17 protein-coding genes are annotated in these 18782 nt (G+C 67.4%); 10 read left to right on the forward strand and 7 right to left on the reverse strand.

What is annotated here, in order from left to right; all coding sequences use genetic code 11:
- Positions 1-8: 8 nt before the first annotated feature.
- The 3 genes from ACP7AS_RS00320 to ACP7AS_RS00330 form a co-directional block, all read right to left on the reverse strand.
- Complete coding sequence (locus tag ACP7AS_RS00320; RefSeq protein ID WP_426026832.1) at positions 9-3587, reverse strand: ABC transporter permease/M1 family aminopeptidase; 3579 nt, start codon at positions 3585-3587, stop codon at positions 9-11.
- A 10-nt stretch (positions 3588-3597) separates the two neighbouring features.
- The gene (locus tag ACP7AS_RS00325) at positions 3598-4476 is read right to left on the reverse strand and encodes an ABC transporter ATP-binding protein (RefSeq protein ID WP_426026833.1); all 879 of its coding nucleotides are present in this window, start codon (positions 4474-4476) and stop codon (positions 3598-3600) included.
- 88 nt (positions 4477-4564) lie between these two features.
- Entirely contained in the window at positions 4565-6670 is a 2106-nt protein-coding gene (locus ACP7AS_RS00330; protein ID WP_426026834.1) for a malate synthase G, read from the reverse strand.
- 201 nt (positions 6671-6871) lie between these two features.
- On the opposite strand from ACP7AS_RS00330, the gene ACP7AS_RS00335 reads away from it, so the two are divergent.
- From ACP7AS_RS00335 to ACP7AS_RS00350, 4 genes are all read left to right on the forward strand, one after another.
- Positions 6872-7558, forward strand: coding sequence for a DUF1345 domain-containing protein (locus tag ACP7AS_RS00335; protein WP_426026835.1), 687 nt, complete (start codon positions 6872-6874; stop codon positions 7556-7558).
- Positions 7555-7938: a hypothetical protein gene (locus ACP7AS_RS00340; RefSeq protein ID WP_426026836.1), complete on the forward strand. Its 384-nt coding sequence runs from the start codon at positions 7555-7557 to the stop codon at positions 7936-7938. Before ACP7AS_RS00335 ends, ACP7AS_RS00340 begins: the two co-directional genes overlap by 4 nt.
- Before the next feature lie 269 nt (positions 7939-8207).
- Positions 8208-9710 (forward strand): DEAD/DEAH box helicase, encoded by a 1503-nt coding sequence (locus ACP7AS_RS00345; RefSeq protein ID WP_426026837.1) that lies wholly within the window; start codon positions 8208-8210, stop codon positions 9708-9710.
- Between the two features lie 147 nt (positions 9711-9857).
- Positions 9858-10520: a hypothetical protein gene (locus ACP7AS_RS00350; RefSeq protein WP_426026838.1), complete on the forward strand. Its 663-nt coding sequence runs from the start codon at positions 9858-9860 to the stop codon at positions 10518-10520.
- Between the two features lie 73 nt (positions 10521-10593).
- Here ACP7AS_RS00350 and ctrA read toward each other — a convergent pair whose 3' ends face one another.
- Positions 10594-11307 (reverse strand): response regulator transcription factor CtrA, encoded by a 714-nt coding sequence (ctrA, locus tag ACP7AS_RS00355; protein WP_426026839.1) that lies wholly within the window; start codon positions 11305-11307, stop codon positions 10594-10596.
- Positions 11308-11613: 306 nt separating this feature from the next.
- Between ctrA and ACP7AS_RS00360 the strand changes: the two genes are divergently transcribed.
- The 3 genes from ACP7AS_RS00360 (at position 11614) to ACP7AS_RS00370 (ending at position 13347) form a co-directional block, all read left to right on the forward strand.
- Positions 11614-11970, forward strand: a complete 357-nt coding sequence (locus ACP7AS_RS00360) for a chromosomal replication initiator DnaA (protein WP_426026840.1) — start codon at positions 11614-11616, stop codon at positions 11968-11970.
- Positions 11967-12677, forward strand: a complete 711-nt coding sequence (locus ACP7AS_RS00365; protein WP_426026841.1) for a DUF6456 domain-containing protein — start codon at positions 11967-11969, stop codon at positions 12675-12677. The genes ACP7AS_RS00360 and ACP7AS_RS00365 overlap by 4 nt, the downstream gene beginning before the upstream one ends.
- Positions 12678-12849: 172 nt before the next feature.
- Entirely contained in the window at positions 12850-13347 is a 498-nt protein-coding gene (locus ACP7AS_RS00370) for a hypothetical protein (RefSeq protein ID WP_426026842.1), read from the forward strand.
- On the opposite strand, the gene ACP7AS_RS00375 is transcribed toward ACP7AS_RS00370, so the two are convergent.
- Positions 13341-13769: a SufE family protein gene (locus tag ACP7AS_RS00375; protein ID WP_426026843.1), complete on the reverse strand. Its 429-nt coding sequence runs from the start codon at positions 13767-13769 to the stop codon at positions 13341-13343. The two genes, ACP7AS_RS00370 and ACP7AS_RS00375, sit on opposite strands and share 7 nt — an antisense overlap.
- A gap of 172 nt (positions 13770-13941) precedes the next feature.
- On the opposite strand from ACP7AS_RS00375, the gene ACP7AS_RS00380 reads away from it, so the two are divergent.
- Complete coding sequence (locus ACP7AS_RS00380; RefSeq protein WP_426026844.1) at positions 13942-15627, forward strand: sensor histidine kinase; 1686 nt, start codon at positions 13942-13944, stop codon at positions 15625-15627.
- A 3-nt stretch (positions 15628-15630) separates the two neighbouring features.
- Here the strand turns inward: ACP7AS_RS00380 and ACP7AS_RS00385 are convergent, their stop codons facing one another.
- Positions 15631-16491, reverse strand: coding sequence for a hypothetical protein (locus ACP7AS_RS00385; RefSeq protein ID WP_426026845.1), 861 nt, complete (start codon positions 16489-16491; stop codon positions 15631-15633).
- 57 nt (positions 16492-16548) lie between these two features.
- Between ACP7AS_RS00385 and ACP7AS_RS00390 the strand changes: the two genes are divergently transcribed.
- Together ACP7AS_RS00390 and ACP7AS_RS00395 are read left to right on the forward strand one after the other, a co-directional pair.
- On the forward strand, positions 16549-16881 hold the full coding sequence (locus tag ACP7AS_RS00390) for a DUF1491 family protein (protein WP_426026846.1): 333 nt from the start codon (positions 16549-16551) through the stop codon (positions 16879-16881).
- 215 nt (positions 16882-17096) lie between these two features.
- Positions 17097-17477, forward strand: coding sequence for a hypothetical protein (locus ACP7AS_RS00395; RefSeq protein ID WP_426026847.1), 381 nt, complete (start codon positions 17097-17099; stop codon positions 17475-17477).
- Positions 17478-17786: 309 nt separating this feature from the next.
- Here ACP7AS_RS00395 and ACP7AS_RS00400 read toward each other — a convergent pair whose 3' ends face one another.
- Positions 17787-18776, reverse strand: coding sequence for an MBL fold metallo-hydrolase (locus ACP7AS_RS00400; RefSeq protein WP_426026848.1), 990 nt, complete (start codon positions 18774-18776; stop codon positions 17787-17789).
- Positions 18777-18782 lie beyond the last annotated feature (6 nt).

Below are 18782 nucleotides of genomic sequence, written 5' to 3' on the forward strand. Positions count from 1 at the left end.
CGCAGGGATCAGCCCTGGCCCACCGCCTTCACATTGTCGTCCGAGTTGCGGTCGATCCACTTGTTGTAGGGATCGACGCCGGCGAATTTCGGCTCACGCGCTGTGATGAACCGCAGCGTCTGCACGCCCGACCGGATCGGCCGGCGCTCGAGCAGGACCACGTCACGGGCGTTGAAGGCTCCCTTGCCCGGCTCGGCCATGAACATGCCGATGTCGAAAGTCTCGTTCAGCGGCGCGGGGGTCTCGACCCCCTTGCCGTCGACGTAGAGCTTGCGCGCGTCGACCGTGACCGTGACGTCCCAGCGGCCGTCGGCGCGCTTCTTCGCGGTCACGCCGGTGGTCTTGACGTCGTACAGGGCGATCTTCTCGAACAGATCGGTGATCAGGGCCTGTTTGTCGGCGGGAGCCTCGGCCCGGATGGCCGCGACCAGGTCCAGCGAGCGCGGATAGGGAGCCCCCTTGAAGGCATACTGCGCCAGCACCCGGCGCAGGGCGCGGTTGACCGCCTCCTCGCCGATCTGGTCGCGCAGCAGGTACATCACCAGGCCGCCCTTCTGGTAGTGGATATACTGCTGGTTCTCGACCCGCATCAGGGGCAGTTCCTCCAGCCGTTCAGTCCCGCGCGAGCGCAGATAGCGGTCCAGTTCCTGCTTCAGGAAGCGGCGGATCTGATCCTTGCCGTACTTCTTCTCCATGACCATCAGGGCCGAATACTGGGCCAGGGTCTCGGACAGGACGGTCGCGCCCTGCTGGTTCGAGCCGACGATCTGGTGCGCCCACCACTGGTGAGCGAACTCATGCGCGGCGACATAGGTGACGTAGTCGATCTTCGTCGGATCGCTCAGGTCGGTGATGAAGCCGAGCCCTTCGGACCAGGCGAAGGTGTTGGGATAGGACTGGGCAAAACTGGCGTAGTCCGGGAACTCGACAATGCGCGCCTGTCTGAACTGATAGGGGCTGAAATTGGCCTGGTAGTAGTCCAGAGAGGCCGACAGGGCGTCCAGCATCCGCGGCACGTTGCGGCCGTGCCGGGCGTCATGGAAGACGACCATCTCGACCCCGTTGTGCATGCGCCGGGTCTGTTCGTAACGCGCTGACTGGATCGAGAGGAAGTTCAGCACCGGCGACTCGGTGACGAACCGGCTGGTCCGGCGACCGTCGCGCACCACGTCCGACACCATCCAACCGGGTGCCACCAGCGTCTGGTCGGCGTCGGTCGACACGGTGATGTCGGCGGTCACCCAGTCGGCACCGATGTAGTTGTGGGCCTGGGCTGACGTGTCTTCCAGCCTGGCCGGGCGCAGTTCGGCCGGCAGGCCCGCCTTGCGGCGCTTGGTTCGGTCGGTCAGCAGTCCGTCGCGGTTCATGCCGATCCTCGGCGCGAACTCCATGTTGTTGACGAAGGTCCCGTTGTCGACCAGCCGGGTCGTGTTGCCGCTGGCCTTGAAGCCGCGCTGTTCCAGCACCGTCTCAAAGGCGACATCGCGCCGGTCGCCCGGCTGCATCGGCGTGGTGAAGCGGTAGATGCGGTACTCGAAATCCTTCCATTCGCGGGCCACCGACGCGCCCTCGACGGTCAGGTTCACCATGTCCAGGTCGTCCCCCCAGCGCAGATGGACCTCTGCCAGCGGCGCATTGGTGTTGTTGACCAGCACATAGGAGCCGCGGGTGGTCAGCTTCGGCTGATGCGGCCGCAGATCCATAACCAGCCGCACGTCGGCGACCGACGGCTGGGGCGTGGCCTCATAGGGCAGCAACGCCTTCTCATAGGCGGCCTGTTCCTTCTCCTGTAAAGCCTGCGTCCGGTAGTCGTTCCAGACGTTCGTGTTGGCGTAGATGAAGACGCCGAGACCGATGAACACCGCCAGCGCCGTGCCGCCGATCAGGCCCGCCGGCCCCATCAGCCGGTGCGGCAGCCGCTTCAGCCGCGGCCACAGACGCTGCTCGGTGCCCCGCCGCCACAGGCCGTAGGCCAGCACCAGCAGGATAGTGGCGAAGGCGGTCCAGTAGGCGTCCAGCCAGGCCGAGAAACCGGCGAAATCACCCCGGCCGTTCATGTCCGACAACGGCACGCCGATGCCCGCGCCATAGCGATAGAGAACGTGATCGAAGCCGATGTTGGACAACACGATGGTCGAGATCATATAGACCACCATGATGGCCCAGCCGACGAATTTATTGGGTGAGAGGGCCTGGATGAAGATCGCCAGCACGGCGAGTTGCAAGAAGCTCAGCGACTGGGGGATCACATACCAGACAAGGTATTTGCCGAGCTCAAAGTCGGTGTAGCCCTTGATTGTCTGGGTCACCATTCCGGCCAGGACACCGATCAGAAGGGTCGAAATCAGGACCATTGCCAAGGCCAGGGTCTTGGGCACCAGGAAGGTCCAGTCGGGTGTGGACGAGGCGTCGATGATTTCGTGAACCTTGCGATCTCTGTCCCGCCAGACCAGTTCGCCGGCGTAGTAGATGGCAATGACGATGGAGATCAGGCCAAAGGTGCCCGTCAGGCCTGTGATGACAACGCGGGTGACCAACAGGATCGGCGCTCCGTAGATCTCGCCCGTGAAAAACAGGAACGACAGGGCGAAGGCGAAGGCCAACAGCACCAGCACAACATAGGCCGGGCTCTTGAACACGAGCACCGTCTCGAACACGGTGCGCGACCAGAGCTGGGTCAGGCCGCTGGCGAAGCCGTAGGTCGGGCGCGGCAGGGCACCGACGGGGGTGAGCACGACGTCCTTCTCGACCAGCGCCTTCAGCTGCTCCTGCTTCTTCAGCTTCGCGCCACGCGGCGACGGGCGGTACAGCACATAGGCGGCCGCCAGCAGGACCGCACCGACGGCGGTCCAGATCACCCGGTTCCACAGCAGCACGCCTTCCAGTGGCGCATTCAGCGTGTTCCGCTCGGCCGCGGTCCAGTATTTCGTGACCAGACCATAGGCGCCGGAGCCGAACGGTTCGGCCCAGGCCATGGCGGTCTCGAACTCGGGCTTGGAGCCCAGCACGCCCGTCGACGCCAGATAGGCGATCAGCACGGCGACGACGCCGATATAGGTCGCCATCATCGACCGTGTGACGGTCGCCAGCATGAAGAACAGGGCCGAGGTCAGGAACAGGCCGGTCAGGCCGAAGACGCCATAGGCATAGACGTAGTCGCCCGGACGCAGCGGCCCGACCGTCTCGGGATCGACCCAGGGCATGAAGGTGCCCAGCAGCGTGCCGAGGGCGATGCTCATGTAGCACAGCGCCACGGCCGCGAAGGCCCCGAAGAAGCGGCCGTAGAGATAGGCCCCCTTGGTGATCCGGGTCGACAGGATCATCGGCCCGAAGCCGGTCTGGGTGTCCCGCGCCACGACATTGGCCACGATCGCCGTCGTCGCGAGCATGAAGAAGACGTTGAAGACGATGTGTGCGATCGCCAGCGAGAAGGGCGCATTCTTGAGCACATTGCCGCCCGAACCCAGCGAGACGTTGGGACTGGCCACGGCACCGAAGGCGAGCAGGCCGAAGACGATGGCGATGACCCAGAACGCCGGCTGGCGCAGCTGGTAGCGGAATTCGAAACTGGCGATTCTGGCGAACATGATCCGTCCCTCAGGCCGCGCGGCGCGAGGCGTTGACGGTCGCCAGATAGACATCCTCAAGTCCGCCCGGCGCCGGTTCGAACCCGTCGCCCGGATGGGTGTCGGACAGGACGTGAACCACGGTGCGGCCCGCGAACAAGCGGGTCGAGATGACGTTGTGGGCCTTGTTGAAGGCGGGCAGCTCGGCCTTGTCGATGGTTCGGGTCCAGACCCGGCCATGGAGCGTGTGCATCAGCTCGATCGGCGCGCCTTCCAGCTGGATCTTGCCGCCCGCCAGCACCGCCATGCGGGGACACAGGTCGGTCACGTCCTCAACGATATGGGTCGACAGGATGATGACGACGTTCTCCCCCACCTCGGCCAACAGGTTCAGGAAACGGTTGCGTTCCTCCGGATCGAGACCCGCCGTCGGCTCGTCGACGATGATCAGTTCAGGGTTGCCGATCAGGGCCTGGGCGATGCCGAAGCGCTGGCGCATGCCGCCCGAGAAGCCGGCCAGCGCCTTGCCGCGCACGGGCCACAGATTGACCTGGTTCAGCAGGGCCTCGACCGTCTGCTTGCGGTCACGGCCGTTGGAGACGCCCTTCAGCACCGCCATATGGTCGAGCATGTCGTAGGCGGAAACGCGCGGATAGACGCCGAAATCCTGGGGCAGATAGCCCAGCACGCGGCGCAGCTGCTCCGGATCCTTGATCACGTCGATATCGCCGAAGCGGATCACGCCCGAGGTCGGCGTCTGCAGGGTCGCGATCGACCGCATGAGCGTCGACTTGCCGGCTCCGTTGGGGCCCAGCAGGCCGAACATGCCCTTGGGGATGGTCAGGCTGACATCGTCCAGCGCCCGTGTGCCGTTGCCATAGACATGGGTCAGGTTTTCGATCGTCAGCATGGGAGCCCCTCCGCAAAGTAAAGGAGCCTTGTCACCGACACGGCCAGTCCGCAAGTTACGTTTGTGTCAGGTTCGCCGCTCAGCGCACTCAGGCGCCCTGCTTCGCCATCCGTCTGAACTGATGCAGCAGCGGCTCGGTATAGCCGTTCGGCTGGGCTACGCCGTCGAACACCAGGGCCCGCGCGGCACGGAAGGCCAGGCTGTTCCCGGGATCGGCCGCCATCGGGCGGTACAGGGGATCGCCGGCGTTCTGGGCGTCGACCCGCGCCGCCATCCGCATCAGCGCGGCGTCGACCTGGTCCGCCGTGCAGACGCCGTGCAGCAGCCAGTTTGCGATGTGCTGGGACGAGATCCGCAGGGTGGCGCGATCCTCCATCAGGCCGATGTCGTGAATGTCAGGCACCTTGGAACAGCCGACGCCCTGATCGATCCAGCGCACGACATAGCCGAGTAGTCCCTGGGCATTGTTGTCCAGTTCCTCGGCGACCTCGGCTTCCGACCAGTTGCGCCCGACGGCCAGCGGCGGGGTCAGCAGGTCCTCCAGCCCGGGGACCGATCGGGCCGCGATCACATCGCGCAGGGCAAAGACATCGGTCTGGTGATAGTGCAGCGCGTGCAGGGTCGCCGCGGTCGGGTTGGGCACCCAGGCGGTATTGGCACCGGTCCGGGGGTGCGCCGTCTTCTGCTCCAGCATTTCGGCCATGCGGTCGGGTGCGGCCCACATGCCCTTGCCGATCTGGGCCCGGCCCGACAGCCCGCATTTCAGCCCGATGGCGACGTTGCGCGCCTCATAGGCGGCGATCCAGGCGGAGGATTTTATCTCGCCTTTCCGCACCATCGGTCCGGCCTGCATCGCCGTGTGGATCTCGTCACCGGTGCGGTCCAGGAAGCCGGTGTTGATGAAGACGATCCGGTCCTTCACCGCCTGGATACAGGCGGCGAGATTGGCCGAGGTCCGGCGCTCCTCATCCATCACCCCGACCTTGATCGTGTGCCGCGCCAGACCCAGCAGGTCCTCGACGGCGTTGAACAGGTCATCGGTGAAGGCGCACTCTTCCGGCCCGTGCATCTTGGGTTTGACGATGTAGATCGACCCGGCCCGGCTGTTGCGGAACCGCCCCGGCCCCTTGAGATCGTGCATCGCGATCAGTGAGGTGACGATGGCGTCCAGCACACCCTCGGGCGCGTCCGAGCCGTCCGCCTGCCGGATCGCCGGCGTGGTCATCAGATGGCCGACGTTGCGCACGAACAGCAGCGACCGTCCCGGCAGGGTCACCGTCGATCCGTCAGGGGCCATGAAGTCGCGATCCGGTGCCAGCGCCCGCGTCATCGATCGCCCGCCCTTGTCGAAGGTCTCGGTCAGGTCGCCCTTTATCAGGCCCAGCCAGTTGCGATAGGCCGCCGTCTTGTCGGCGGCGTCGACCGCGGCGACCGAGTCCTCCAGATCGACGATGGTGCTGAGCGCCGATTCCAGCACGACGTCAGAGATACCCGCCGGGTCTGTGGCACCGATCGGATGGTTAGGGTCGAAGACGACCTCGATATGCAGACCGTTGTGCCGGAACAGTCGGGACCGCGAGGTCTGGCCGACATATTGCCCCGGATCGCGGATCGCGATGCCGTCGTGTGGGTCAGTCAGGTCGGCCCACCGGCCCTCGGCCAACGGAACCGCCTCATCGAGAAAGGCCTTGGCCCGCGCCACGACCCGCGCGCCGCGTGCCGCGTCGTAGGGACCGGAAGGGGCGACGTCGCCCAGCGCATCCGTTCCGTACAGCGCATCATAGAGACTGCCCCAGCGCGCGTTGGCGGCGTTCAGGACGAAGCGGGCATTCAGGCTCGGCACGACCAGTTGCGGTCCGGCCAGGGTCGCGACCTCGGCATCGACGGGGCCGGTGCCGATGGCGAAGCCGGCGGGCTCATCGACCAGATAGCCGATCTCGCGCAGGAAGGCGGTCGTGGCCGGGACGTCATAGGGCTGGCCGCGACGCTGGACATGCCAGGCGTCGATCCGCGCCTGCAGATCGTCGCGAAGCGCGAGCAGACGGCGGTTCTCCGGGGCGAAGCGGGCGAAGACGGCGCTGACGCCGCTCCAGAATGCGTCCGCCCCGACCCCGGTGCCGGGCAGCGCCTCGTCCTCGAGAAACGCGGCCAGTTCGTCGGCGACCTCAAGTCCGGCGCGCGGCGTCATCGACATGGTGCAGTCCTGGGGAGCGGGAGCGATGCTGAAACATTCCGTGATGACCCGGCGGAAGTCGAGCGGTTTTCGCAGACGCGAGAAAGCGAGAGGTTTGCGACGGTGTCTCCTCCCTGTCGCCGCAGGCGACGGGGAAGAGACGGGAGGCGCAGGTTTCGCGAAGCCGCTTGCCTCAAACCGGCGGAAGCGCATCATCTCCCGATGAATCCCTCCGCCTGGTTTCGCCTGCACTGGCCACTGGTCCTGCTTCTGCTGATCGCTGTTTCCAGCCTGGCCTGGCCCGTCGGCGGCGGCTGGTTGTCCCGGCTGGCCCTGGGCTGGGACGTCGGGGTCGGCCTGTTCCTGATCGAAGCCGTGCTCAAACTGATGCGCGCGCGGTCCACCGATGGCCTGCGCCAGCGGGCGGCGGCGATGGACGAGGCCGGGGTCGCCATTCTGCCGCTGGCCCTGCTGGCCGCCGTCGCCAGCGTTGTCGTCGTGGTCGGCGAGGCCGTCAGCGTCTCAGGCGACCGGAGCCAGGTCGGCGGGGCGGCCATTCTGGCACTGGCCACCGTGGCCCTGTCGTGGACCTTTGTGCACCTGATCTTCGCCTTCCATTACGCCCACCAATTCTATGCCCCGGCGACGCCGGGCTGCACCCGTGCCCAGGGCAAGGCCGAGGACAAGGGCGGCCTGGTCTTCCCGGGCGGCGAAGACCCCGACTACTGGGACTTCGTGCATTTCTCGATCATCATCGGCGTGGCCCAGCAGACGGCGGACATCCAGATTTCGGACAAGGGCCTGCGCCGCACCGCGACCGTGCACAGCGTCACCGCCTTCCTGTTCAACACCGTCATCGTCGCCCTGACGGTCAATCTGGCGGTCAGCCTGCTGGGCAGCGGCTCATGAGGCTAGACTATCTCTATGACAGGCTCCGGCGCAGGGCCACGCCGTCGCTGGATTTCGACGCCTTGCCGGCTCGATACCGGGCCCGCAACGCCGCCATGGTTTCGGAGTGGCGCGAGAGGTTTCCTGAAACAGACTCGGCCGTGCTGGAGGTTATCATTCGAGCGAGCGGTAATGCCCGACGCCGCTTGAAGCGCTACCGCGAGTTCAGCAGCGTCAGATCGGGCGGCCCTGGTATCCTGTACATCCGACAACCGGTCTCGTTCGACGAGATTCTGGACTTCCAAATGATCGAGATCGGCGCGGCTGCTGCGAGAGCGGACGTCAGTGATGTCGAATGGCGGCTGCTCACTGTCGCAGAGGCGTTAACTTCCGCGCCTTGACTTGGCCGTGTTTCGCGCCCATCTGCGCGGCGTCGCACAATTGCGATGCCCCGGTGCGCTCCAGCGCGTGTGGGTCTTCCAGACTTCGAAGACCTGACTGTAGCAGCGGCCGGCCCTCAAGATTCATTCGCTGCCCGGACACGCGGGGCGGTGCCCGATCCACCCCGAAGGCCTCCCTTGAGGCCCCGTCGGGACTGGCGGTGCGCGGCCTTATCGGCGTTGAGCCATGGCTGTTGCGCGCCGCCGCATACGCGAAAGAAACCGCTCCCATGAGCAAGACATTCGACACCTTCGGCCTCAACCCGGCCCTCCTGCAGGCGCTGGCGTCTGAAGGCTACACCACCCCCACCCCGATCCAGGCCCAGGCCATCCCCGACGTCATGCTGGGCAAGGACCTGCTGGGCATCGCCCAGACCGGCACAGGCAAGACGGCGGCCTTCGCCCTGCCGATCCTGCACCGCCTGGCCGCCAACCGCATTCCGCCCGTGCCCCGCACGACGCGCGTCCTCATCCTGTCGCCGACCCGCGAACTGGCCAGCCAGATCGCCGAGAGCTTCAAGAGCTACGGCAAACACCTGGGCTTCCGCGTCGCCGTCATCTTCGGCGGCGTGAAATACGGACCGCAGGAACGTGCCCTGCAACAGGGCCTCGACGTCCTGGTCGCCACGCCCGGCCGTCTGCTGGATCACATGCAGCAGAAGACGCTGGACCTCAGCCAGACCGAAATCTTCGTCCTCGACGAAGCCGACCAGATGCTGGACCTCGGCTTCGTCAAGCCGATCCGCCAGATCGTCAGCCGCATCCCGGCCAAGCGCCAGAACCTGTTCTTCTCGGCCACCATGCCGACCGAGATCGGCAAACTGGCCGGCGAACTGCTCAAGGATCCGGTCAAGGTCTCGGTGACGCCCCAGGCCACGACGGTCCAGCGCATCAGCCAGTCGATCATCCACATCGAACAGGGCCGCAAGCGCGCCCTGCTCACCGAGATGTTCGCCGATCCGCACTACACGCGCTGCCTGGTCTTCACCAAGACCAAGCACGGCGCCGACAAGGTCGCGGCCTATCTGGAAGCTGGCGGCGTCGAGGCCGGTGCCATCCACGGCAACAAGAGCCAGCCGCAACGTGAACGTACCCTGGCGGCCTTCAAGGCCGGCAAACTGCGCGTTCTGGTCGCCACCGACATCGCCGCCCGCGGCATCGACGTCGACGGCGTCTCGCACGTGCTGAATTTCGAGCTGCCCTATGTGCCGGAAGCCTATGTGCACCGCATCGGCCGTACGGCCCGCGCCGGCGCCGACGGCACCGCCATCAGCTTCGTAGCCGGCGACGAGATGAAACTGCTGCGCGACATCGAAAAGGTCACGCGCCAGAAGATCCCGTCGACCGACCGCCGCAACGACAAGTCGCTGGCCCTGCTGGATCAGTCGATCATGGCCTCGGGCGTGAAGTCCAAGGCCTCGATGCCTGAAGACGGCCGCGGCGACCGCCAGCAGCAGCGCGGCCCCCGTAATCCGCGCCGCGACGGCGTCAAGCTTGAAGGCGGCGGGCAACCGCATCGCGTCCGCAAGCCCGGCCCGGGCCGCGACGCCCGCCCGACCCCGGAACGGGCCTTCGACCCGATGGCCCGCGAGCGGCCGCGCCCGACCAACAACGACCCGCGCCACTCCAGCGCCCCGGCCACGGCCTCGGCCAAGCCCGACGGCGAGATCAAGCGCCGCCCCCGCAGCCGTCGCCCGTCCAACGGCGGCAAGGGCTATGTCGCGAAGGGCTGAGCCCTGAACCGACGCGAACACAGAAGCGCCCGCCGGAGCGATCCGGCGGGCGTTTTGCTGGTCGAACCACAACGACCTTTCCCGTAGCACCGTTCTCTCACTGCCGCCGTCGTGCTATACCCGGATCAACACTCGGGGGAGGACAGGATGACGACTGGATTGGACCGGCGCGGCCTGGTTCTGGGCGGGCTCGGCCTGGGCGTTGCCCTGGGCGCGGCTCGCGGGGCGCGGGCGCAGGAGGTGCCGACGGCCTCCCAGATCGAGGGGCCCTTCTATCCCTATGATCTGCCGCAGGAACACGACGCCGATCTGGTGCGGGTCGGCAGCGACGACGCCCCGGCGATGGGGCAGGTCACCCATGTGTTCGGGACGGTCTGGACCACCGGGGCGACGCCGCTGGGCGGTGCTCTCGTCGAGATCTGGCAGTGCGATGCCAACGGCCGCTACCGCCATCCCGACGATCTGGAGACCAGCCGCACCCCCGACCTGCGCTTTCAGGGCTATGGCCGGACCCTGGCCGGACGCGACGGGTCGTTCCGCTTCAGGACCATCCGGCCCGTGTCCTACGCCGTCAGCGGGACGGACATCGTCCGCGCCCCGCACATCCACGTCGCGGTTTCGACCCGCGGCGTTCGGCGGTTGACGTCGCAGCTCTATATCGCCGGCGAAGCGCTGAACGACCGCGACGTGGCGCTTGCGAGCGTGACGAACCCGGCCCAGCGCAGCGGCCTGATCCGTCCCTATCAGGACGGCGGCGTGTTCGAAGCCGGCGCGCAGATGGTGCGCTACGACCTGATGGTGGTGATCTGATCGCAGTGGTCTGACAGCAAAACGCCCGCCGGAGCGATCCGGCGGGCGTTTCCCTATCCGATAACCAGACCGATCAGGCGGCGGCGCTGACCGGGGCCGGGGCCGAGTTTTCCGACGGGTCGCGCAGCACATAGCCGCGGCCCCAGACGGTCTCGATATAGTGTTTGCCGCCGGCGGCCGTGGCCAGCTTCTTGCGCAGCTTGCAGATGAAGACGTCGATGATCTTCAACTCGGGCTCGTCCATGCCGCCGTACAGGTGGTTGAGGAACATTTCCTTGGTCAGGGTGGTGCCCTTGCGGAGCGAGAGCAGCTCCAGCATCTGGTATTCCTTGCCCGTCAGATGGACGCGGTGGCCGTGCACCTCGACCGTCTTGCCGTCCAGGTTCACGGCGATCTCGCCGGTGTGGATGATGGCCTGGGCGTGACCCTTGGAGCGACGGACCACGGCGTGGGTGCGCGCGATCAGCTCGTCCTTGTGGAAGGGCTTGGTCATATAGTCGTCGGCACCGCCGCCGAAGGTCTTGACCTTGGTCTCGATTTCCGAGGATCCCGACAGGATCATCACCGGCGTATTAACCTTGCCGACGCGCAGCTGGCGCAGAACCTCGAGGCCGTTCATGTCGGGCAGGTTCAGGTCGAGCAGGATCAGATCGTAGTCATAGATCTTGCCGAGATCGATGCCTTCCTCGCCGAGGTCGGTCGTGTAGACGTTGAAGCCTTCCGACTTCAGCATCAGCTCGATGCTTTGAGCAGTCGCGTGATCGTCTTCGATAAGCAGAACGCGCATTGATGCCCCTCCAGGCGAAGCTTGACGGTCGTCCCCGACATCCGACGCAGGGTAACCTTGTTCGAGAGTTAACCGAGGAAAAACTTAAGAAAGGTTAACATCACCCCATTGAGGCGAATCGTAGGCTGATTTGCGAATCGGCGTCGAGGGTCCTGAGTCAAGCCGGCACACTTTTCCGTTGCGCCACCTTCCGACCTGCCTCCGGCAGGGATACGTCCGAATTCGACGTGTTATCGGACTATATTCCTATCTCCGGCGTGGCTGCCCGCAGAGGCAATCGCCGAACGGGATGATGGGAGCATGGGAATGGACGAGACGTATCGGGCACCGGTGACCGACGGGGATCGCAATCGCGCGGGCCTCGCGATCCAGCTGGTCGCCGCGGCGACCGGGGTGACCGCCGACCGGATGCGGGGGCGGGTTCGTCTGGGCGCGGCCGAGTGCCGAGCGCGCTGGCTGGCCATGTATCTGTCCTACGTCACCTATGGCTGGCCTCTTGAGAGGGTCGGGCATGCCTTCGGCCTGAACCGGGCGACCGCGGCGGCGGCCTGCCGATGGGCCGAGGACGAACGCGACCGGCCCACCCTCGACGCCATGCTGGACCGGCTGGAGCGCTGCGTGCGCGAGGTTCTGGATGCCCCCGTCTGCGAGTTGCCGGCATGAGCGCGGGACGGGCCCGACGCCTGTTGGCCCGGCGCGGGGGATGGCTCGAGGCCGCAGGGTCGGACTACAGCCTCAGGGTGGGGCGGGACCGTCGCAGCCGCATCCTGCTGACCCTCGACGAGGCCGGCTTTCGCCAATTGGTGGAGGATCCAGGCCTGAAGGCGAGACCGGGCGGGGGTTGGGTGGCGCGCCCCTCCACCGGGCGGGACACGGACCGGAGCCCGCCCGGACGTCCGGGGATGATCGAGGGCATCCGGCCGGTCGTGGAGCGTGACGGGCAGATCACCCCCCACCGCGCCAACCTGGCCCATTCCGCCGTGGCCTGGCTCGCCCGGCGGCGGGATGGTGAGGGCCGCCCGCTGCTGAACCCGGCCCAGGTCGCCGCTGCTGATCAACTGGGCCGCGACGCCGAGACCGCGCTGCGCGGACCGTCGCTCACCATGCGCTGGGACGCCCTGCCGCGTTCGGGCTCGGGTGGAAGCGCAGCGGGCCGGTCTGAACCCGGCCCGGCCGCGCTGGCGGCGGCCGGGCGCGTTGAGGCCGCCCTGGCCGCCTGCGGGTCCGCGCGGGGCATGGTCGAGGCGATCTGCATCCGGGCCTCGGCCCTTCAGGCCGCCGAACGGGACCTGGGCTTGCGCGGCAGGGAGGGCAGGAGCCAGCTGGACGCCGGCCTCTCGGCACTGGCGGCCCATTATCGTCTGGGCTGACCGACGGAAGGCGCGAGCCTGGACGTTACAGCCTCGTAACTTTCACCCTTGAGCCTTCAGCCCTAGGGTGGAAGAGAACCGCGCAACACGACGCGAAATTATAGTGGCGGCGCCGGGCATTTCGAGTGGTCGGCGCAGACCGGGGATTATGTTGAAGTCAGTTGCTTGCGGCTTGATCGCTATGTCTTGCCTGTCGGTCACGCCGGTGGCCGCCCAGGACTCACGGGCGGTCCGCGCCTTGGTCGGTGTCTGTCTGCCCTACGCCACGCGATCCCTGAGCTTCGAGAAATCGATCCGGGCGGCACGCATGCTGGAATTCCGACGCTCCACGGACGACAGGGCCCCTCTGGACGCGTGGGCGTCCGAGATCGAGCTGATCTCGAGGGATGGAAACTGGCGGATCCGGATCGAGGAAGGGTCTCGGGAGGACGAGGAGACCCCGGTCTATGCCGTCAGCTGCAGCATCTCCTCACGACACGCCAGTGCCCGGGAGCTCGGGAACCTCGGGCGTCGCGCCTTCAACGATCCGACAATGTGGGCCGTTTCCGCCGACAATCGCTGGCGCTGGGAGCGTCGCACCCGGCGGCCGCAGGAATATCGCCTCGCCGTCGAAGTTACAGAGCCGGCGGAACAGTTGCCGACGCTGACGGTGACCGGATTTTATTACTGAGCCGAGGCCGTCGCGGCATCGCGAATGCGTCCGACCATGGCGTTCAGGCCGTTGGCGCGCTGCCGCGTCAGCGCTGACGGGAGGCCCAGACGATCCAGGGCGGCGCGAGCGTCGAACGCCAGAATTTCGGCGGGCCGTCGATCCGAATAGAGACGAAGCAGCAGGGCGATATTGCCTTTCGACAGGGCGCTGTCGCTGTCGGCCGAAAAGCGAAGACGATCATCCTCGCGCCGCACAGCCAGCCAGACCTGGGCTGCGCAGCCCGGTACCTTGGCGGCTTCGGTCCGATCGGCGTCCGGAAGCGGGGCCAGTCCCTTGCCCAGTTCGATGACGTATTCGATCCGGCCTTCCCAGTCGCCCAGAAGGTCGAACTCCTCGACCAGCTCGGCCAGGGTGTCGTCGATGGTGGGGTGAGGCGTCATGAGGGCCAGATAGGGCGAGACGGCGTTAACGACAACCTCGCGACCTGTCCCCCGAAAACCGGCGGGTCGCGGCTTTGCACAGTCGCCTGGAACGGGTGTGTGCTTTGGACGACTCATCCGCACCGCTAGGCTGGAAAGCCGCCGGCATGGCCCGGCCTCAGCCATCACGCCCTTGATCCAGTCCGCCCGCCCCGATCCCCGGCCCGAAACCGACCCTGTGCCGGGCGATCGCCCCGCGCTGGCCGCATGGCATGCGGGCTGGGCGGTGGCGGCGGCCCTGCTGGCGCTCGGCGGCCGATGGATCGGCGGCGTCGACGGACCGGTCTTCTACGGCGTCCTGGCCATGATCGTTCCGGGACTGACGGGTCTGGGCCTGTTGCGGCGTGACAGCGCCGGCGACCGGATGATGCTGCTGGCCGTGTGGGGGTTGGCGGCGGTCTTGTCAGCGGCCCTTTCGGGCGGTCTGACCGGGCCCCTGACCGGGTTCGTCTTCCTGCCGCTGGCGGCCGGGATCGCACTCGGCGGCACACGGCCTGTCCAGGCAGGCGCGCTTGCCGTCGCCCTGGCCGCCTTCGCCGGATTTCTGTCGGTCGGGTTTGGCCTTCAGGGCCCGCCCCTGCCTGCCCTGGCCGCGATCTCGGCCGTGCTGACCGCGGGAGCCGCGGCCCTGGCCGTGCGCCTGTCCTGGCGGCAACGCGAAACGCGTCTGGAATCGGCCGAGGTCGAGACCGCACGGGTCGAAACCCTGCTCGCCGCCCAGCCCGCGTTGATGCTGATCCTGGAGCCGTCGGGGCGGGTCGTCGCCGCCTATGGCGCGCCCCCCGTCTATCTGCCCGTCGATCCCCTGTTCGAGAGCGGCCTGGTCGCGGCCGTTCACGCGCCGGACCGGCCCCGGCTGCTCGGAGCGATGGAGCGCGCCATGGGCGGGCAGGACGGGATGGTCGTGTTCGCACCCCGCCTCGCGCTCGATCGCCGCGCACAGATGCTGGTCCGTCGCATGGACGACCCCGCGGGCCCGCGTCTGGTGGCCCAGGTCTTCGACGCCACGGCCCAGTACGCCCGAGAATTGGGCCTCGAGATCGCCCGTAACGAGGCTGAGGCGCGCGAAGCCGGCAAGACCCGCTTCCTCGCCAATATGAGCCACGAACTGCGCACGCCGCTGAACGCCGTCCTCGGCTTTTCGGACATCATGCGCCAGCGCATCTTCGGCCCCCTGCCCGACCGCTACGGCGAATACGCCGCCAACATCCACGAGGCCGGCGGCCATCTGCTGGACCTGATCAACGACCTGCTGGACGTCGCCAAGATCGAGGCCGAACGCTACACCCTGACCCTCGAACGCTTCGATGCGCGCGAGATCGTTTCGGCGGCCATGGCGCTGGTCCGGGTCAATGCCGACGACAAGGGCGTCCACCTGAGCAGTGTCCTGCCCGGCGATCCGGTCGAGGTCTCGGCCGATAAGCGGGCCTTGAAGCAGCTCACCCTGAACCTGCTGTCGAACGCGGTGAAATTCACGCCCGCCGGCGGCACGATCACCGTCACGGTCGAGGCCATCGGCCCCTATCTGGAAGTGGTGGTGGCCGACACCGGCATCGGCATCGCGCCCGAGGACGTCCGCCGTCTCGGCCGCCCCTTCGAACAGGCCGGCGAGATCGAGCAGCGCCGCCAGGGGACCGGTCTGGGCCTGTCGCTGGTCCGCGCCTTCGCGGAACTGCACGGTGGTCGCATGAGCATCGACAGCACCCTCGGCGAAGGCACGGCCGTCACGGTGCGGCTGCCGGTCGCCCTGCTGGCCCGCGCGCCGGCCCCCGAGGGCGGGGCCGAGATCATCCCCATGCCGATGAAGAACGGGGGCTAGGCCCTACAGCATTCCCATCGCCAGGAAGGCGCGGCCTGCGGCGAAGTCGCCGGCCTCGAATTTCGCCGTGGCGACGCTGCCGTCCCGGAAATGGAACTCGATGGCGAAGGTCTCGCGCGGGTCCAGTCGTTCCAGCGCGGCGGCGGTCGAGGCCGGGAAACGCCAGGTCTCGCCCGCGGTGCGGCCTTCGGCCAGGAGCGCCGGATCGGCGACGGCGACTCCGGCGGCCCACAGGCTGGCACGCGAGGACGCCGGGACCAGACCGTCACCGGCGAGCCAGGCGCGGGCAACCCTTTGGGGATCGCGCAACACGATCCGCGCGGCATTGGGACGCGAACGGCCGACGAAACTGACCACGGCGACCAGACCCGGCGCATCGCCCTCGCCCGCATAGCCGAAGGCGACGGGAGAGGCACCGACCACAGACGCCTGTCGCAGGTGCCACGCCGGGCCCGTCGAACCCAGTCGATTGGCGGTCCAGTTCGCCCGGGTGCCGGGGAAGGTCATACGCGGTGTCCGCAGCCAGCCCGAAAAGGCATTATCGACACGGCCCTTGACGGTCGCCAGTTGCGGATCCCGGCAGGACACGGCCTGGGCCCGCGATCTTGCGCGAGCGGCGGTGGCGCTGAGGTCGGCCTCGGCCGCACCCGAGCGCAGGGCCGCGCCCCGGGCCTGGGCCGTCGCAGCCCCGAGGGCGGCGTCGATGCGCGTCTCGAACAGGCCGCAGCGCTGGTCGGCGGCGACCATGAAGGCGCGCTCGTAATAGGTGTCAGCAGGCCCCGCCTGCGCCGGGTTCGGCAGGCACAGAACCGCTGCGGCGAGCAGAGCGGCTTTGGTCTTGGGAGCGGGGTGGCCTATCGTCATGGGACCGCACCCTACGCGCCACGCGTTCCGGTCCGGTTTCCGAGCAGGGTTATCAAAGTGCTTCTTTCCAGTGACCTGTGGGTCTCCGCCCTGATCCGCCGCGCCGAGCTTTCGGGGGCCTTTGCCACGGTCGCCCGCAAGGGCGACGCGCGCGCCGGGACGGTCATCGTCAAGGCTTTCGACACCTCCACCCGGCGCGCCCGACTCTATAGTGAGGCCTTCGGACCCGACGGCGAGCGTCTCTGGATGCAGCCGGTCGAAAGCGAATTCGAGAGCGAGCTGGACGCCTATGTCCAGCGCCAGTCCGGCTATGATCCGGACCTCTGGGTGGTCGAGATCGAGGACCGCGAAGGCCGCCACTTCATCACCGAAAAGGTCGCGGGGGAGTGAGGGGTGTCTGGTGGCTAGTGGCTGGTGGATCGGAGCGCGGTCTCAAATGCGGCCAGCGGTGATCGACCAGCGCCACCAGTCACTAACCACCAGTCACCAGCCACCCCTTCCGGTGCGAAATCCTTAACTGCGTTCGGGAACGGAACCGCAAGCGCCTTGGCCTAGGGTCATCCTCAACGGGCCGAAAACGAGCCCGGTGATGGTGGGTGTTGTCGATGCTCTTTCTTCTCAACGACGTGGTGTTCGATCTGGATGAGGCCTCCCCGGTCACGCCCGGCGACGCGCGCCGGTTCGAGAACCTGGGTCTGGACTATGTTCTGGAACTGGGCTGCGAGCTGTTCGCCGAAGATCCGCTGCTGCACAAGACCGATCCGCAGCGCGCCCGCCGCCTCGCCTGGCTGATCCACGACCGGTCGCCCGAGGTCAACGCCGCCCTGTTCGCGGCCCCCGAAGCCGGCTGCGACCCTACACTGGTCGAGCCCCAGTTCTGCGCCCTGCCGGACGCCATCATGCGTCAGCTCAAGACCCGCGCCTCAAAGGGCAAGCTTGACGCCGTCGCCGCGGACCGCGCGGTCTGGATGCGCATGGCGGCGTGACGCGGCGGACGCGCGCAGTTCAGCCGGGCGTTCAAGCTTGAGGCGATGAGACCTCCTCGACGGCCCGGCCCGCGCAAACTCTCGCCGACTAACGGATCCAACATCTCGAAGCTCACCCTCGGACAGAAGGCCCTCCGCCGCAGGACCTTCGCCGTCGGCGAATGGGCCCGTCCACGCAAACCATGAAGGCCCAGAAGGGTGCGGCCGCCGGAACCCGCAAACCCGACGCCCCCGTCGCCCTGACCGTCGAAGCCGAACCGACCGCAGACCCCGACGACAGGGGTAGAGAACCGAGGCGGCTGACGCGCCTCAGCTCGCTAGCGGGCAGAACCTCGCCCTGTGGTCGGGTGCGCGAACGACCTGTTCGACATAGCCGGCTGCATATTGCGCCACGCCGTCAAGCGATCGTCCCGAGTTCTGCAGGGTGGCCGTCGCCCGGCTCCAGTCCGTGCCGCATTCCGCCGCCGCCCGATCTGAGGCCATGCAGTCGGTCAGGGCCGAAAACGCTATGCGATAGGTTTCGAACGCCACTCGATCCATCGGCCTGCCATGGCCGGGGATCACCGTGGTGAACGGAACCGCGGCCACCTGGTCCAGGGCCGCGCGCCAGCCCTCGGGGCAGGCCGTGTCCAGATAGGGTACCGGCAGGGTGATTAAATCGCCTACCGCCGCCACGCCTGACCGCGCATCGTAGACCCACAGGTCCGACTGGGTCGCCGCATGGTCTGTGACGTGAAGGTCCAGCGTCCGCCGGCCGATCGTCAGGGTCCGGTCCGCATCCACAATGACGTCGGGACCCAACGCCGCAATGTCATCCATCGCCACCACGTTCAGGCGAACATCGGCGGCCTCGGCCGGGGTCAGGTCGCCGCCGGCCAAGGCGCGCATGCCCGCCTCGCGGCTGGGGTTCAGGAAGGTCGGAACCGCCCCCTCCAGCGCCCCGGTCGCATAGACGGTCAGGCCTGGATAGGCGGCCTTGAGCCCCACATTCCCGATCACATGATCGAGATGCCAATGGCTGTTGAGGATCGCGCCGATCGGTCGGCCCTCGGCCTCGGCCAGCCGCTGTATGCCAATGCGGTGCCAGTCGTGACGGCCAGTGTCGACCACGACCGATCCGTCGTCGGTGGCGAAGACCACGCTGTTGCCGTCCGGCTGGCGGCCCCGGCCCAGATCACCGGCCAGCCACCATGTTCCCTCAGCCAACGCCTGACCCACGGGCGGATCGGGCGGCGCGGGCAGACCCGGCGGCGGCGGCACCGACTGGATCAACACCGAAATCACCGTTGCCAGCAGCATCGACAT

Origin of the sequence: Brevundimonas sp. TWP2-3-4b2, from assembly GCF_049897345.1 — a bacterium.
Lineage (GTDB): Bacteria > Pseudomonadota > Alphaproteobacteria > Caulobacterales > Caulobacteraceae > Brevundimonas.

Bases quoted from the DNA above. Each gene is read 5' to 3' on its own strand.
- ACP7AS_RS00345 (WP_426026837.1), top strand. From the start codon at position 8,208: ATGAGCAAGACATTCGACACCTTCGGCCTCAACCCGGCCCTCCTGCAG.
- ACP7AS_RS00365 (WP_426026841.1), top strand. From the start codon at position 11,967: ATGAGCGCGGGACGGGCCCGACGCCTGTTGGCCCGGCGCGGGGGATGG.
- ACP7AS_RS00400 (WP_426026848.1), bottom strand. From the start codon at position 18,776: ATGCTGCTGGCAACGGTGATTTCGGTGTTGATCCAGTCGGTGCCGCCG.
- ACP7AS_RS00340 (WP_426026836.1), top strand. From the start codon at position 7,555: ATGAGGCTAGACTATCTCTATGACAGGCTCCGGCGCAGGGCCACGCCG.
- ACP7AS_RS00385 (WP_426026845.1), bottom strand. From the start codon at position 16,491: ATGACGATAGGCCACCCCGCTCCCAAGACCAAAGCCGCTCTGCTCGCC.
- ACP7AS_RS00325 (WP_426026833.1), bottom strand. From the start codon at position 4,476: ATGCTGACGATCGAAAACCTGACCCATGTCTATGGCAACGGCACACGG.
- ctrA (WP_426026839.1), bottom strand. From the start codon at position 11,307: ATGCGCGTTCTGCTTATCGAAGACGATCACGCGACTGCTCAAAGCATC.
- ACP7AS_RS00395 (WP_426026847.1), top strand. From the start codon at position 17,097: ATGCTCTTTCTTCTCAACGACGTGGTGTTCGATCTGGATGAGGCCTCC.
- ACP7AS_RS00330 (WP_426026834.1), bottom strand. From the start codon at position 6,670: ATGTCGATGACGCCGCGCGCCGGACTTGAGGTCGCCGACGAACTGGCC.
- ACP7AS_RS00320 (WP_426026832.1), bottom strand. From the start codon at position 3,587: ATGTTCGCCAGAATCGCCAGTTTCGAATTCCGCTACCAGCTGCGCCAG.
- ACP7AS_RS00335 (WP_426026835.1), top strand. From the start codon at position 6,872: ATGAATCCCTCCGCCTGGTTTCGCCTGCACTGGCCACTGGTCCTGCTT.
- ACP7AS_RS00375 (WP_426026843.1), bottom strand. From the start codon at position 13,769: ATGACGCCTCACCCCACCATCGACGACACCCTGGCCGAGCTGGTCGAG.
- ACP7AS_RS00350 (WP_426026838.1), top strand. From the start codon at position 9,858: ATGACGACTGGATTGGACCGGCGCGGCCTGGTTCTGGGCGGGCTCGGC.
- ACP7AS_RS00360 (WP_426026840.1), top strand. From the start codon at position 11,614: ATGGACGAGACGTATCGGGCACCGGTGACCGACGGGGATCGCAATCGC.